A 13,581-nucleotide genomic window follows, 5' to 3' on the forward strand; every position below is an offset into this window, starting at 1 on the left:
TGTAAGTTTATCAGAAAATTTTAAAGTATCGCTAAGCTATCGTATCAACAACTGATTTAAAACAATTTTATGACGACAAATAAAAAAAAGACCTGATAAATCAGGTCTTTTTCATTGCCTAGAAATAGCTTGAATGACTATTTCACCATCACAGCTAATTATTTACTGGTTTTCTTAGCGTCATCCGCTTTTTCAACTTTCAACAATTCAACTTCAAATACTAGTGTTGAATCTGCAGGAATTGATGGAGTATCTCTGTCGCCATAAGCCAGTTCTGGTGGAATAACAAACTTGTACTTAGCGCCAACTTTCATCAGTTGAACACCCTCTGTCCAACCTGGGATCACGCGATCCAGTGGGAATGTCGCTGGTTCACCACGATCATAAGAACTATCGAACTGAGTACCATCGATCAGTGTCCCTTTATAGTGGACTTGAACCGTATCTGTTGCTTTTGGTGATTTACCAGTGCCTTTCGTGATCACTTGATACAACAGACCTGATTTCGTTTTCTTCACACCGTCTTGTTTTTCGAACTTGGCACGGAAATCATCACCCGCTTTTTTGTTCGCTGCTGACTTTTCTTTGGCTTTTGTTGTTGCCAGTGTATTGAGTCGCTTATCGAAATCTTCCAATGCTTTACGAGCATCTTCATCTGTCATCGCTGATTTATCAGCAAATGCGTTTTGAATTCCTTGCAACACAAGATCTTTGTCTAGCGTAATACCATACTCTTTTGGCTTTTCAAGACTTGTACTCAGATAATTCGCAAAAGAGACACCAATAGCATAAGCTGCTTTTTCATCATCTGTCTTAAATTCAACCGCTGCTGGTTTGGCAGCATCCTGAGTGGCAGCTTGTGTTTCTTGTTTTCCTTCATCTTGACAGCCTGCTGCAAGCATCACAGCGGCAGCAAGAAACGATACTTTTAACAATGATTTCATTCAATTCTCCAAATACGTGGGCAAACCTTTTGTAATTACTCATAATTTCTTGACTAAAATTGATGAGCAACACATTGTTATACAAATATAACGTGATGTGATCCGAATGTCTTTAACTCTCAATGGAAATTCAGACTGATGCGAATATTTTCCCTTTATCTATTCATGTTAATTGTCAGTGTGACGTTAAATGGGTGCTTTTTCTTCACATCTCCTATTCAAAAATGGGAGATCACCCCAGAAGGAGCAACTGCTTTTGGTTTGAGCCGAGACGGTAGATTCGCCCTAACCTATTCTCAAAAAAATCAGCTCCAGCTTTGGGATCTTTCTGAAAACAAACGACTCGCACTACTGGGCTCCCTCGATCAACAAAACAGCACTGTGACCCAAATAAGAATTTCAGACAACGATCGCTATGCCGTAACAGCCGGACAGAATAATTTCGCAGTCTGGGACTTAGCCTGGGCACAGTCTAAAGGGCTCTGGTCCATTTCGGATGGACTCATCAGAGATATTGATCTTTCAAAAGACGGCGAACAAGTTCTGATGGGTCTATCCAACGGTAAAGCAATTTACGTGGACTTAGTCAGCGGAAGACGCATGGAGTTCCTTGCACATCACGAGAAAGTGAACTCCGTTGCATTATCGCCCAATGGTCGCTTTGCCCTAACCGGTGGTAATGATTATCAGGCCTATCTATGGGACACAAAATCCGGCCAAATACTAAGAAAATTTGAACATGAACAACGCGTTGTTCGAGTGGCATTGCAGAGAGACGGAAATTTCGCATTTACATCTGATGGCGGAAATGAAGCCAGAGTTTGGGATTTACATTCCGGTCAGGAAGTCTCCCATCTCCACAGTTTTGCTAGACAACTCATTTTTTCTACAGTGCGATTCTCTGATGACGGGACGCAACTCATAACCGGAACGCCTTCCGGTTATGTTGCGGTTTGGGATACACAAAGCGGCAAACAACTTGCTAAATTTTCAACGGAACCACCAAAAGTGGATCCACCACCACGTTCTGTCGTGTATGATGTTGCCTTTGATCAACAACATCATGTTATATCAGCAAGTTCTGCTGGTATTGCAGAAGCTTGGGAATTGGATGAGTAATAAAATGGCCGCAGAAGAAGTAGAACGACTAGAAGCTCGAATCAATGATTTGGAGTGCCAATTGGCATTTCAGGAAGATACCATCGAAGCGCTCAATCAAGCTCTCAGCCAACAACAGCAAACCATTTCCCGGATGCAGGACCAGATGAAGTTCATCGCAGGGAAGCTCAAGAACGTGAACGAATCACCAATGGCCGATCCATCTCAAGAGACACCACCGCCTCATTATTGAGATGACTATGAATCAGTCAAACTCTCATTAATCTAATACAGATAAAAATAGACAATCACAATCCCAGCGACAACTAAACAGCCACCGATGCGCCGTAGCAGAGAATTCGGCTGCTGGCTTAACTGGGAAAGCATTCGACGCCAGCCATTGGGTATGAGCAATGGACCAAGTCCTTCAGCAATCAGCAATAAACCGACTGCCAACCATATTGAATGAGACATAAAATTGAATTCCAAAAAATAAAGGCTCCGAAAGGAGCCTTTATACTATGCTTGGTACTTATTTAGTACTTTTGCCCTTTGAATTCTTCATATAGCGGAAAAACTCGCTATCCGGGTCAAGTACCAAAATATCGCTTTTCTGGCCGAAAGACTCTTCATAAGCCTTTAAAGAACGCATGAAAGTAAAGAATTCAGGCGCCTGACTGTATGAGTCTGCATAAATTTTAGCAGCTTTCGCATCGGCTTCACCACGCGTTACACGAGCCGTTTTATCAGCTTCTGCAAGAATCGTGGCCACTTCAAGCTCAGCCTGAGCCTTGATGATTTCAGCCTTCTCACGACCTTGTGAACGGTGTTTACGCGCGACAGACTCACGCTCAGCTCTCATCCGCTTGTAGATAGACTCACTAATCTCATCCGGCAGGTTGATTTTTTTCATTCGAAAATCAACAACGTAGACGCCTAAATCTTTCATTGCACTTTCACGGGTACTCAACAAAACTTCTTCCATAATCTGGTCACGCTGACCATCTATTTTCAAAGCTTCCTTTGCCGCTTCCGTGGTTACAACTTCCGCATCTTCGCTATCAGGCAGGACATCATCATTTAATGGACCGGATACGATCTGTTTAATCTCCCGAGACCCGATTTCAGAACGTAAGACGTCGGTTACCTTTCTTTCCAACAGCGCTTGAGCAGTTAAAGCACTCCCGCCCCCGGTTGCCAGATAATAGGTACCAAAATTCTGAATCCGCCACTTCACATAAGAATCGATGATGACATCTTTCTTCTCTGCGGTTACAAACCGGTCTGAACGACCATCCATTGTCTGAATTCGGGCTTCAAGCACTTTGACTCGGTCAAATAACGGCATTTTAAAATGCAGTCCCGGTTCATAGACTCGTGCAATTTCGCCATCTTTTAAAATTCGACCAAAACGAACAACGATGCCGCGCTCTCCTTCATGAATGACAAATACAGACATGAGAAAAACAATCAGAAATAGCACCAATACAGGGATTATTAACTTACGCATTCTTAGTATCTCCCTTGCCGTGAACCAGTGCGTGGCTGAGATTCATCTTGCTTACCACTTTTCTGTGATTCAAGTTCGATATGATCATAGAGTGGAGATGATTTCAAATCTCTCTTAGTCTGCGTGTCGCCTTGCCCTGATAATTTATCAATTGGCAGATAGAGCAAGTTACCGCTCGATTTCGAATCAATCAGAATTTTCGATGAATGAGTATAAACAGCTTGCATCGTATCAAGGTACAAACGGTTTCTTGTTACTTCCGGTGCTGCTTTATATTCAGGAAGTAATTTTTCAAACTGAGCAACCCGACCGGTGGCTTCATTTAATACCCGTTCACTATACCCTTGCGCTTCTTTTTTCAAACGCTCTGCACGACCAGTCGCTTTAGGAAGCACCTCATTTTTATAGGCTTCAGCTTCACGAATGAAGCGTTCTTCATCCTCTCGGGCTGCAATTGCGTCATCAAATGCATCTTTAACCTGCTCCGGTGGGCGGGCCGACTGGAAGTTCACATCAACAATCATTAAGCCCATATCATATTTCTTAATGATTTCATTCAATGTGTTTTGCGTCGTTTCGCGAATCTTCTGACGACCACTGGTCAAAATACTATCCATCAGTGAATCACCAATGACAGCGCGCAATGCAGAGTCTGTCGCTTGACGTAAACTATCATCAGCACTCGTGACTTGATAGAGATACTTATATGGATCCGCCACTCGATACTGAATATCCATTCCGACGGTGACCACATTCTCATCTTTTGTCAGCATCAGCCCCTGCGCCCGTAATGAACGAATGGCCTGCACATTGACAGGTTCGACTTCATCAATAAAGCGAGCTCGCCAGTTCAGACCTGGATTAACGATGTGATCGAACTTACCCAATCTCAGTAACACGCCTCGCTCAGCTTCACCGATGGTATAAAATCCGGAGAAAAACCAAACTGCAACGGCGATAACAGCAATGATTCCAAATCCAATAGAACCACCACCGGGAAAAGAGGATCCTTTGTTGCCGCCTCCTTTCTTACCAAATTTACCGCTAATTTTTTGGCTCAATTTATTGAAGACTTCATCTAGATCCGGTGGCCCCTGATCACGTCCACCACGGTCACCATGGTCCTTATTGCCCCACGGATCTTTATCACGGTCATTATTACCATTACCGTTGTTATTACCAGGCTCATTCCACGCCATTAGTAATCTCCATCATTTGATATGACGTTATACTGTAGCAGTCCTTTAAGTAACTATAAAGTCACATAAAACTGCGTGTTCTCTTTTTTCTAGTCTAGACCAATCCGCCTGTTGCATACGAATAGAAATTAATAAATTTCCTTGTTGATCATATGATTCCTGCAAAATTGATCGATTCTTGAAGAAGAAGCTGCGCATACGGCCCTGATGTTCAGGTGGAATACACAGTTGATATTGAACGATTTGTCCGGCTAAACGTTCTGTCAGCGCTTGGAAAAGTAGCTCAATACCAAGTCCTTCCATTGCTGAAACCCAAACGATTCGAGGGACACCTTCGTCATCTCGTTCAATTCTGGGTTGCTGACTTTCCATATTGTCGATCTTGTTCATCACCAGCAGAACCGGAACTTCATCTGCTTCAATTTCAGCAAGCACATCATCGACAGCTCTTATATTGTCACGAAAACGCTCATCACTTGCATCTACAACATGTAACAAAATGTCAGCTTCTTGAGTTTCTTGTAATGTTGCTTTAAAAGCAGCCACTAAATCGTGGGGCAAATGACGAATAAATCCCACCGTATCGGCCAAGATTGCATTACCCACATCTTCGAGCTGAATTCTTCTCAGGGTGGGGTCTAATGTTGCAAATAGCTGATCGGCAGCATAAACACCCGCCTCGGTAATGCAGTTAAATAATGTCGATTTACCAGCATTTGTATAACCAACGAGTGATATCGTGGGTACTTCAGCACGGTTTCGAGCTCTACGCCCTTGTTCTCGTTGTTTCGCAACTTTTTCTAAGCGACGTAATATCGCTTTAATCCGCTCACGCAATAAACGTCGGTCTGTTTCTAGCTGTGTTTCTCCGGGCCCCCGAAGACCGATCCCGCCTTTCTGGCGTTCAAGGTGAGTCCAACCCCGAACCAATCGAGTTGACAAATGGCGAAGCTGAGCAAGTTCGACTTGTAGCTTCCCTTCATGGGTTCGTGCTCGCTGAGCAAAGATATCAAGGATCAAACCAGTACGATCAATCACTCGACATTGACACAACGCCTCAAGGTTGCGCTCTTGGGCAGGAGAAAGGGCATGATTGAAGATTACGATTTCAGCTTCAGTTTGCATCACAGCTTGTGCGATTTCCTGAGCTTTACCCTCACCGACGTAGTATTTGGGGTGCGGAGCCTGACGACTACCTGTTATCACTTGTAGTGTCGTGACTCCAGCGGAACTAACCAGCATTTCACATTCGCTGAGATCTTCCCACTCCCCTTCTTGCGTAAAGTTGATATGAACAAGTACGGCTCGCTCACCGGCTTCATAACGGTCAAACAAGCTATCAACTCCTTATAAGATATTGTATATGATTAATCGTCTGATTTATCTGATGAACGCTCATTAGCAGGACGATCACCATGATGGCTTACCGCACGGGCTGGAACAACCGTTGAAATAGCGTGCTTATATACCATCTGATTGACTGTGTTTTTCAACAAAATGACAAACTGATCAAACGATTCGATCTGTCCCTGCAATTTAATACCATTAACCAAATAAATGGATACAGGAATACGCTCGCGACGTAATGCATTTAAGAATGGGTCTTGTAGAGATTGCCCCTTAGCCATTTTATTTTCCTTATTTTCTATTTGTATTAATTATTTAGCTAGTGGTACACCAAGCTTTGTGCAGCCTTTGCATCCGAGCTAAACGAATAAAGTAACATCCTGAGACACTCAAGTTATGGCGCTTCTGGACCAAAATTTCAAGTGACATGTCCATAAAGGATGTACGACACAAAAACGATCACATTATACACAGCGTACTCGATAAGAAGCTATCGAATTCGATATAATTTCATACGCTTGGTCAATATTCTCGCTATCCAACCAAGTCAGATCATTCCAGCTACGGAGCCATGTGATCTGGCGTTTGGCTAATTGACGTGTGGCACAAATACCACGATAAATTGCTTCATCAAGCGAACAATTCCCGTCTAAATACTCCCACATCTGTCGGTAACCGACACAACGAATAGAAGGCAAATCTGCGTGGAGCTCTTGACGAGCATATAACGCTTTGACCTCTTCTTCAAATCCCGCTTCGATCATCTGATTAAAGCGAATTTCAATTCGCCGGTGAAGCTCGGAGCGCTCCTGAGGCGCAATCGCGAACTGTACCACATCAAATGGTAGCACTTCTCCCTTTGTTCGCGTCAATTCAGTCAAAGTTTTTCCAGAAATTCGATAAACTTCGAGTGCTCTGGATAACCTTTGCGGATCATTCGGGTGGATCCGCTCAGCCGATTCTGGATCAATCTCAGCAAGTTGTTGGTGAAGAACCAACCATCCTGAATCGGCAGCTTCTTGTTCAATCTGTTGTCGAATCTCAGCGTCGGCTGCCGGTAAAGGAGATAATCCTTCGAGCAATGCTTTAAAATACAACATCGTGCCGCCAACCAAGAGTGGGATCTTACCTTTTTGCACAATTTCTTGCATATGCTGGAGCGCATCCCGACGAAAATCAGCTGCTGAATAGGCCAATTCAGGTTCCAGAATATCGATCAACCGATGAGGTGCCTGTGCCAGTTCTGCTGCCGTCGGTTTGGCGGTGCCGATATTCATGCCTCGGTAAATCAATGCTGAATCAACACTAATGATTTCAATAGGAAAATGCTGACAGAGTCGGATTGCTAAATCAGTTTTTCCTGACGCGGTTGGCCCCATTAAGAATAAGGCCAGAGGTCGTTGTTGGCTCATGAGTTAAATGCTGTAATCGTTGCCGAAAAATCCACCGGACGAACAAACGCCCTATCTTCTAAAGGCAGTTGCTCAAAATAAAGCTGCTCAACATCAGCGATGAGTTGAATCGCTTGTGACAAAGTGTAGTCACTTTGTTCGGTATTCGCATAATCAGCCAGCCATTCTGTCACACAGGCTAGCAGTGCGGATGGATCATTCTGGTTTAAAGAAGAGGCGTAAGATACCAGATCTGGAATTAATTTCTGCAAATTCTGCTGCCGGAGCGGTTGTGGGACGCTCATCACCATTAAGGTATCGGAGGAACGCTTTTTCAACTCAATGCCCAGTCGTAAGAAAACGTCCTGATACGATGTCGCGCAGGATAGCTGCTCACGCGTCACCTTCAAAGACAAGGGAACTAAAAGCGGCTGTCCTTTGCGGGATTGCGAGGAGGCATCAAGTTGCCTTTGTAGCCGCAAGTAATTGGCTCTCGCAAGCGCAACCATACAGCAGGCGTTTCCGGTACTCATTAATAGGAACTTCCCTTCAATCACCGCAACAGCTTTACCCAGAGCCCTGACCTCATTCGTCTCAATACTATCAAACACGCCTTGGGGATGATGTGTATCCGCTACAGATGAGCTCGGCTCAGAAGGATCATGAGGGACGCTCATTAATTGCTGATAAATTTTTGCTTCTTTCAGGGACGTCGCTTTGGTCTGACTCCGATTCCCTGAGTTGCTCCCGCCAGCAAGAGAAGACGAGCGCCCAGACTGTGACTGCCAAGGCTGGGAGAGGCTGCTTTCCCGAACACTACCCCGAGCATCCTCAGAACTCACTCTTCCCGGATAAGATGGCGTTTTGTCAATTGCATCGAGTAATTGTGATGAAAGTTGGGGCGATTCTGACGGTTCATCGGTCTCATCAACCGTCTGATGATGAAATGCGGATCGACTGACTGCCGGCTCATCAATGTGTTGCCCTTGTGCAAGCGCACTGCTGATGGCCTGATAGATAAAATCGTGAACCAAACGCGCCTGATGAAAACGCACTTCATGTTTCGCCGGATGTACATTGACATCAACCTGTCGTGGATCTAACTCAATATACAGTACATAAGCTGCATACTGGTCTGGGTTCAAGCTCCTTTCATAACTCTGACGGATGGCATGATTGATCAATTTATCTTTCATCATACGGCCGTTAACATAACAATATTGCAAATCACTTTGTTGTCTCGCTCCCTCGGGGGTCGAGATCCACCCATGCAATATCAGCCCCTGATGCTCAAGTTCAACCTTCAACATATGCCTGACGAATGGCTGACCACAGACGGCAGCAATGCGTTTTTCTTTTTGCGGTTCAGTCTGCGCTGCACGATACTGACGTACGATTTTGCCATTGTGCTTAAGGAAAATCGTGACATCAAAGCGACTCAATGCAATCCGTTTGAGCACTTCTTCAATATGAGTAAATTCAGTTTTCTCTGTCCGTAAAAATTTTCTTCTGGCTGGCGTATTAAAAAACAGATCCAACACTTCAACCGTTGTGCCCACGGGATGGGCGGCAGGCTGAAGTTGTACGGCCATATCACGGCCTTCACTATAAGCCAGCCATGCCTCATCCTGCGTTGCCGGACGCGATGTTAACGAAAGACGGGAGACAGAACTGATACTTGCCAGCGCTTCCCCGCGGAATCCCAGACTGATAATGGCTTCCAGATCATCAAGAGAGTGAATTTTTGAAGTCGCGTGACGACTGAGGGCTAGCGTGAGCTCATCTTTTTCAATCCCATGTCCATTATCTCTGACACGGATCAGCTTCGCGCCCCCCTTCTCAATATCAATATCGATTCGGGTAGCACCGGAATCCAGACTATTTTCAACCAACTCTTTTACAACTGAGGCCGGTCTTTCAACAACTTCTCCGGCCGCAATCTGGTTTGCCAACCGAGCTGGTAAAATTTCTATCGTCATAGGATTTATCTATTGGGAATAATAAGTATCTGTTTAACCGCTAACTGATCTGAATGGAGCTGGTTTGCCTGACGGATACTGTCGATACTCACACCATAGTCTTTTGCAATCTTACTTAAATACTCACCACGTTTAACCTGATGTTTTCGTAAGGGTTTATCTTTCAGGCTTACTGTAATTTTCAGCTTCTGACCGACACGCAAGACAGATGAGCGAAGTCGATTTTCTTTACGTATCGCACCGACACTCACTTTATACTTATTGGCAATCGCCCCCAAGTATTCACCGGATTTAACTGTATGCGTAATCACTTCAGTTTCAACCGGATTTTTGATTTCAGGCACCACAATCGGGTTCGAATGACTGCTTGGAATGATGAGAGCCTGTCCAACCTTCAACATCGATGATTTCAAATGATTCTCACGTGTTAAGGTCGCAGTGCTCACACCATATCTCTGGGCAATCACAGACAAAGATTCACCAGACTGAACCACATGTTTTCTGGCTTTTTTACGGTTGGCAAACAATGTCCCCTCAGGCGGCCGATCTTCAAAGTAGTTCACAACTGCCTTTGCTATCGCTTTCGAGAGCTTATTCTGATGGCTACTCTGAAATAACAAACGTTCCTCTGTCGGGTTAGAAATAAATCCGGTTTCAACCAGAACAGATGGAATATCCGGAGACTTCAGTACCGCGAGGCTCGCATTAACTGGTGTCTTTTTATGTAGCCTGGCCACCTTCCCTAACTCTTTCAAGATATCTCTGGCGACGGTATAACCTTCTTTCTGAGAATGGCTAAACTGTAAATCTAATAAGGTCTGACTAATATTTTTGTCATTATTTCTTTTCGCCAAAACCTGCCCAGCCCCACCGAGCAACTCAGATTGGCGTTCATGATCTTCGACCCACTTTGCAATTTCGGTATTGGCACGACGGGTATTCAGCACAAACACAGAAGCGCCTCTGGGTTTTGGCGACGTAAACGCATCCGCATGAATGGAAATCAACAGATGCGCTTTATTTTTTCTGGCAATCTCAGAACGTCGGTTAAGATTGACAAAATAATCACCTTTGCGAGTCAGTACCGCTCTCATTCCGGGAACAGCATTGAGTTGGGCGGCAAGTTTTTTCGCCACACTTAATGTTACATTTTTCTCGTATTTGCCCTTTGGCCCGATAGAGCCGGGATCTTCCCCACCGTGTCCAGCATCAATTGCAACGACAATATCGGCGTTCCCTTGATACTGAGAGGCATCTTTCGCAACCTGGGCGGTTGAAGAAGACGAGGCGCTAGAATTTGAACTCGATTCATCATGAGGCAAATCAATGACAAGACGATGCCCGTATTCCTGTTTGGGTGTGGGAGCCAGTTTAAATATTTGTGGCGATACTTTTTTCTTGAGTTCGAACACCAGACGATACGTGCCTGACTTTGGGGGCGAGCTCTTTCTGATTTTTTTCAGCACGTCACTATCGCTGACCGCTATTGGGAGCTTGGCCCGAACACCAGTATTCGCTAAATCAATGACAAGCCGACTAGGATGGCTCAACGTAAAATAACTGTAATGGGCTTCTCCGCTCAGATCGATAACAACACGTGTTTCATCCGGAGAAGGCCAAACTCGAATACCTTGAATAGAATTTGCCTGCGCAAACTGGCTGACAGTTAAGGTAACTAAACCTAAAAAAACAAAAATGAAAGAATAAAGGTACTTAACGTTTCTCATAACTCCAACTGACTCAGTAACGTTCGTCCGTATTCACCGTTTGCAGACAGAACAACAATTCTGCTCTCTCCGTCATAGCGAATATCTATCTCTATATCAGCCGAAGGCAATAGACCTGCACCTTTTTCCGGCCACTCAACCAAACAGATTGCATCAGGGGTAAAATAATCTCGGATGCCCATAAACTCGAGCTCTTCTGGATCTGCCAACCGATAGAGGTCAAAATGATAAACTTGCCATTGATCTAGCTGATAAGGTTCGACCAAAGTGTAAGTCGGGCTTTTTACATTCCCCTGATGCCCTAAGGCTTGAATGAAGCCTCGGCACAATGTTGTTTTTCCTGCCCCTAAATCGCCATGCAAGTAGAACGTTGTTTGACGAGAACATATCAAAGCAAGATGACTGCCTAATCTTACGGTTTCAGCCTCATCCTTTAATAGCAGCGTCTTCGTCTCCATCAATTCGATCTCTTATATTGTTAACAAATTCATTTACGGACTCCGATAGTAAACTGGGTTGGAATCAAGAGACAAGTATTCTTCTGTAAGGGATTGGAAAAAACATTCCTGACATGTCCACTATTCCCTAAGATCACTCACTGGATCTACCCATATGGATCCGTTAAGATCCCTGTCCCATTTTACCGAGTGAGCACCATGGACTATCAAGCATTAGCAGATAAAATCAAAATCTGGGCTCAAGCACTTGGATTTGAGAAAGTCGGTATCTGTGATGTTGATCTCACCGAACATGAGGCTGAGCTGCAACGCTGGTTAGATGCTGGGTATCACGGTGATATGGACTGGATGGCTCGTCACGGAATGTTGCGGGCAAGACCGCAAGAACTTCATCCGGGCACAATACGTGTCATCAGCGTTCGCATGAATTACTTACCGCCACAAGCCCACTTTGCCAGTAATCTGGATACTCCCACTCACGCCTATATTAGTCGCTATGCGTTGGGGCGTGACTACCATAAGCTGGTAAGAAAACAACTGAAAAAACTCGGGGATAAGATTAGACAAGAAGTCGGGGAGCTCAATGCTCGACCTTTTGTTGATTCAGCCCCGATTCTAGAGCGCCCCCTAGCTCAGAAAGCTGGGCTAGGCTGGACGGGGAAGCATTCACTGATTCTGGATCAAGACGCAGGCTCATGGTTTTTTCTCGGAGAGTTATTGGTGGATATCCCACTGCCAGTTGATCAACCGAGTCAGAACCAATGTGGTCATTGTCGAGCATGTGTGACCTCTTGCCCTACTGGTGCAATCGTCGCTGACGGTGTCGTCGATGCCAGACGCTGCATTTCATATCTCACTATCGAATTTTCGGGAATCATCCCACTTGAGTTTCGCAAAGCGATTGGTAACCGTATTTATGGGTGTGATGATTGTCAGTTAGTTTGTCCCTGGAATCGCGCTGCTTCCCTCACCGAGCAATCAGACTTTCATCGTCGAAATGTTTTTGCTCATCCAGATCTGGTCGAGCTATTTGAATGGGAGGAAGAAACTTTCTTACAAAACACCGAAGGTTCAGCGATTCGACGTATTGGCCACCAGCAATGGTTAAGAAATATTGCGATCGCCATGGGAAACGCCCCTTATTCTGAACAAATTGTGCTAGCTTTAGAAAAGCGGATGGGAGAAACAGAATTACTGGATGTTCATATCCGTTGGTCGTTAGAGCAGCATCAACAAAAACAGCGACAAGAACAAAATCGGAAGCATGACAGACTGATTCGTATTATTCAGAAGGGATTACCCAGAGACGCATAGCTTACTGCCTTGTCAAGCAAGCGACTCAAGCAAAATTACAACTTATTTTGACATGATGCCCAAATATTTTGATGTGGAAAAAACTTTCACATTCACTTTTTTTGTTTGTGATTGGAAGAGTTAACCACATTGCAAAGATATGACAAGGATCAATGCATGCGACACAAAAGATCAATTACAAATGTTGTTCACAACTAAACAAAACAGCTAAACTCATTTAAAAACATACAGTTAGTAAAAATAAGCATTTCCAACTATAACTCAGTTGTTTTACAAGATCTTTTGCTATCTCCTTTTCCTGTCTCACCAAAAATAGATTACCCACCGACTTATCCACAAACCAGATTCTGTGGATAACTCTGTTAGCGAAAATTAGACATCTCACGTGCAGCACTGGTTTCATCAGGGTTCGTCAGTGTACAGATTGGGTAAAAACAGGAGTATATTAGTCGGCCTGTTCGACTGGATATTTTTGTAAGGAGTTTATGCTTCACAGCATGAAGAAAGAGCGTGACAAATTTAGCATTAATTCTGAACTGGAGCGACACACGGGGTTCGAACCCGTGACCTCAACCTTGGCAAGGTTGCGCTCTACCAACTGAGCTAGTGTCGCA

13 protein-coding genes and 1 tRNA gene are annotated in these 13,581 nt (G+C 44.4%); 3 read left to right on the plus strand and 11 right to left on the minus strand.

From position 1 onward, the window contains the following. Positions 1-158 precede the first annotated feature (158 nt). Positions 159-944, minus strand: a complete 786-nt coding sequence (gene fkpA, locus BSQ33_RS07035; protein WP_021021724.1) for an FKBP-type peptidyl-prolyl cis-trans isomerase — start codon at positions 942-944, stop codon at positions 159-161. A 138-nt stretch (positions 945-1,082) separates the two neighbouring features. Between fkpA and BSQ33_RS07040 the strand changes: the two genes are divergently transcribed. Both BSQ33_RS07040 and BSQ33_RS07045 read left to right on the plus strand, forming a co-directional pair. After that, positions 1,083-2,063: a WD40 repeat domain-containing protein gene (locus BSQ33_RS07040; RefSeq protein ID WP_027694399.1), complete on the plus strand. Its 981-nt coding sequence runs from the start codon at positions 1,083-1,085 to the stop codon at positions 2,061-2,063. A gap of 4 nt (positions 2,064-2,067) precedes the next feature. After that, the gene (locus BSQ33_RS07045) at positions 2,068-2,295 is read left to right on the plus strand and encodes a SlyX family protein (RefSeq protein ID WP_027694400.1); all 228 of its coding nucleotides are present in this window, start codon (positions 2,068-2,070) and stop codon (positions 2,293-2,295) included. Positions 2,296-2,327: 32 nt separating this feature from the next. Here the strand turns inward: BSQ33_RS07045 and BSQ33_RS07050 are convergent, their stop codons facing one another. The 9 genes from BSQ33_RS07050 to tsaE form a co-directional block, all read right to left on the minus strand. Continuing rightward, positions 2,328-2,516, minus strand: coding sequence for a DUF2065 domain-containing protein (locus tag BSQ33_RS07050; RefSeq protein WP_021021726.1), 189 nt, complete (start codon positions 2,514-2,516; stop codon positions 2,328-2,330). Between the two features lie 58 nt (positions 2,517-2,574). Next, entirely contained in the window at positions 2,575-3,552 is a 978-nt protein-coding gene (gene hflC / locus BSQ33_RS07055; RefSeq protein WP_021021727.1) for a protease modulator HflC, read from the minus strand. Positions 3,553-3,554: 2 nt separating this feature from the next. After that, positions 3,555-4,751 carry an FtsH protease activity modulator HflK gene (gene hflK / locus BSQ33_RS07060; protein WP_021021728.1) on the minus strand — a complete coding sequence of 399 codons (1,197 nt, stop codon included), beginning with the start codon at positions 4,749-4,751 and terminating at the stop codon, positions 3,555-3,557. Between the two features lie 45 nt (positions 4,752-4,796). Further along, entirely contained in the window at positions 4,797-6,086 is a 1,290-nt protein-coding gene (gene hflX, locus BSQ33_RS07065; RefSeq protein WP_021021729.1) for a ribosome rescue GTPase HflX, read from the minus strand. A 32-nt stretch (positions 6,087-6,118) separates the two neighbouring features. Then, positions 6,119-6,379: an RNA chaperone Hfq gene (gene hfq, locus BSQ33_RS07070; RefSeq protein WP_021021730.1), complete on the minus strand. Its 261-nt coding sequence runs from the start codon at positions 6,377-6,379 to the stop codon at positions 6,119-6,121. A 183-nt stretch (positions 6,380-6,562) separates the two neighbouring features. After that, positions 6,563-7,510, minus strand: coding sequence for a tRNA (adenosine(37)-N6)-dimethylallyltransferase MiaA (miaA, locus tag BSQ33_RS07075; RefSeq protein WP_088133729.1), 948 nt, complete (start codon positions 7,508-7,510; stop codon positions 6,563-6,565). Further along, positions 7,507-9,468 (minus strand): DNA mismatch repair endonuclease MutL, encoded by a 1,962-nt coding sequence (gene mutL, locus BSQ33_RS07080; protein ID WP_088133730.1) that lies wholly within the window; start codon positions 9,466-9,468, stop codon positions 7,507-7,509. The genes miaA and mutL overlap by 4 nt, the downstream gene beginning before the upstream one ends. A gap of 5 nt (positions 9,469-9,473) precedes the next feature. Beyond that, positions 9,474-11,195 (minus strand): N-acetylmuramoyl-L-alanine amidase, encoded by a 1,722-nt coding sequence (locus BSQ33_RS07085; RefSeq protein ID WP_088133731.1) that lies wholly within the window; start codon positions 11,193-11,195, stop codon positions 9,474-9,476. Continuing rightward, a complete protein-coding gene (tsaE, locus tag BSQ33_RS07090; protein ID WP_021021734.1) occupies positions 11,192-11,653 on the minus strand; it encodes a tRNA (adenosine(37)-N6)-threonylcarbamoyltransferase complex ATPase subunit type 1 TsaE in 462 nt (153 codons plus the stop codon). The genes BSQ33_RS07085 and tsaE overlap by 4 nt, the downstream gene beginning before the upstream one ends. A 198-nt stretch (positions 11,654-11,851) precedes the next feature. Between tsaE and queG the strand changes: the two genes are divergently transcribed. Next, complete coding sequence (queG, locus tag BSQ33_RS07095; protein ID WP_021021735.1) at positions 11,852-12,967, plus strand: tRNA epoxyqueuosine(34) reductase QueG; 1,116 nt, start codon at positions 11,852-11,854, stop codon at positions 12,965-12,967. Between the two features lie 537 nt (positions 12,968-13,504). Here the strand turns inward: queG and BSQ33_RS07100 are convergent. Next, positions 13,505-13,580 (minus strand) — tRNA-Gly (locus tag BSQ33_RS07100). Between the last annotated feature and the right edge of the window lies 1 nt (position 13,581).

Origin of the sequence: Vibrio gazogenes (assembly GCF_002196515.1) — a bacterium.
Lineage (GTDB): Bacteria > Pseudomonadota > Gammaproteobacteria > Enterobacterales > Vibrionaceae > Vibrio > Vibrio gazogenes_A.

What these genes read in the sequence shown, in the direction of transcription:
- fkpA (WP_021021724.1), bottom strand. Translation starts at nt 944, where the DNA reads ATGAAATCATTGTTAAAAGTATCGTTTCTTGCTGCCGCTGTGATGCTT.
- BSQ33_RS07040 (WP_027694399.1), top strand. Translation starts at nt 1,083, where the DNA reads ATGCGAATATTTTCCCTTTATCTATTCATGTTAATTGTCAGTGTGACG.
- BSQ33_RS07045 (WP_027694400.1), top strand. Translation starts at nt 2,068, where the DNA reads ATGGCCGCAGAAGAAGTAGAACGACTAGAAGCTCGAATCAATGATTTG.
- BSQ33_RS07050 (WP_021021726.1), bottom strand. Translation starts at nt 2,516, where the DNA reads ATGTCTCATTCAATATGGTTGGCAGTCGGTTTATTGCTGATTGCTGAA.
- hflC (WP_021021727.1), bottom strand. Translation starts at nt 3,552, where the DNA reads ATGCGTAAGTTAATAATCCCTGTATTGGTGCTATTTCTGATTGTTTTT.
- hflK (WP_021021728.1), bottom strand. Translation starts at nt 4,751, where the DNA reads ATGGCGTGGAATGAGCCTGGTAATAACAACGGTAATGGTAATAATGAC.
- hfq (WP_021021730.1), bottom strand. Translation starts at nt 6,379, where the DNA reads ATGGCTAAGGGGCAATCTCTACAAGACCCATTCTTAAATGCATTACGT.
- miaA (WP_088133729.1), bottom strand. Translation starts at nt 7,510, where the DNA reads ATGAGCCAACAACGACCTCTGGCCTTATTCTTAATGGGGCCAACCGCG.
- mutL (WP_088133730.1), bottom strand. Translation starts at nt 9,468, where the DNA reads ATGACGATAGAAATTTTACCAGCTCGGTTGGCAAACCAGATTGCGGCC.
- BSQ33_RS07085 (WP_088133731.1), bottom strand. Translation starts at nt 11,195, where the DNA reads ATGAGAAACGTTAAGTACCTTTATTCTTTCATTTTTGTTTTTTTAGGT.
- tsaE (WP_021021734.1), bottom strand. Translation starts at nt 11,653, where the DNA reads ATGGAGACGAAGACGCTGCTATTAAAGGATGAGGCTGAAACCGTAAGA.
- queG (WP_021021735.1), top strand. Translation starts at nt 11,852, where the DNA reads ATGGACTATCAAGCATTAGCAGATAAAATCAAAATCTGGGCTCAAGCA.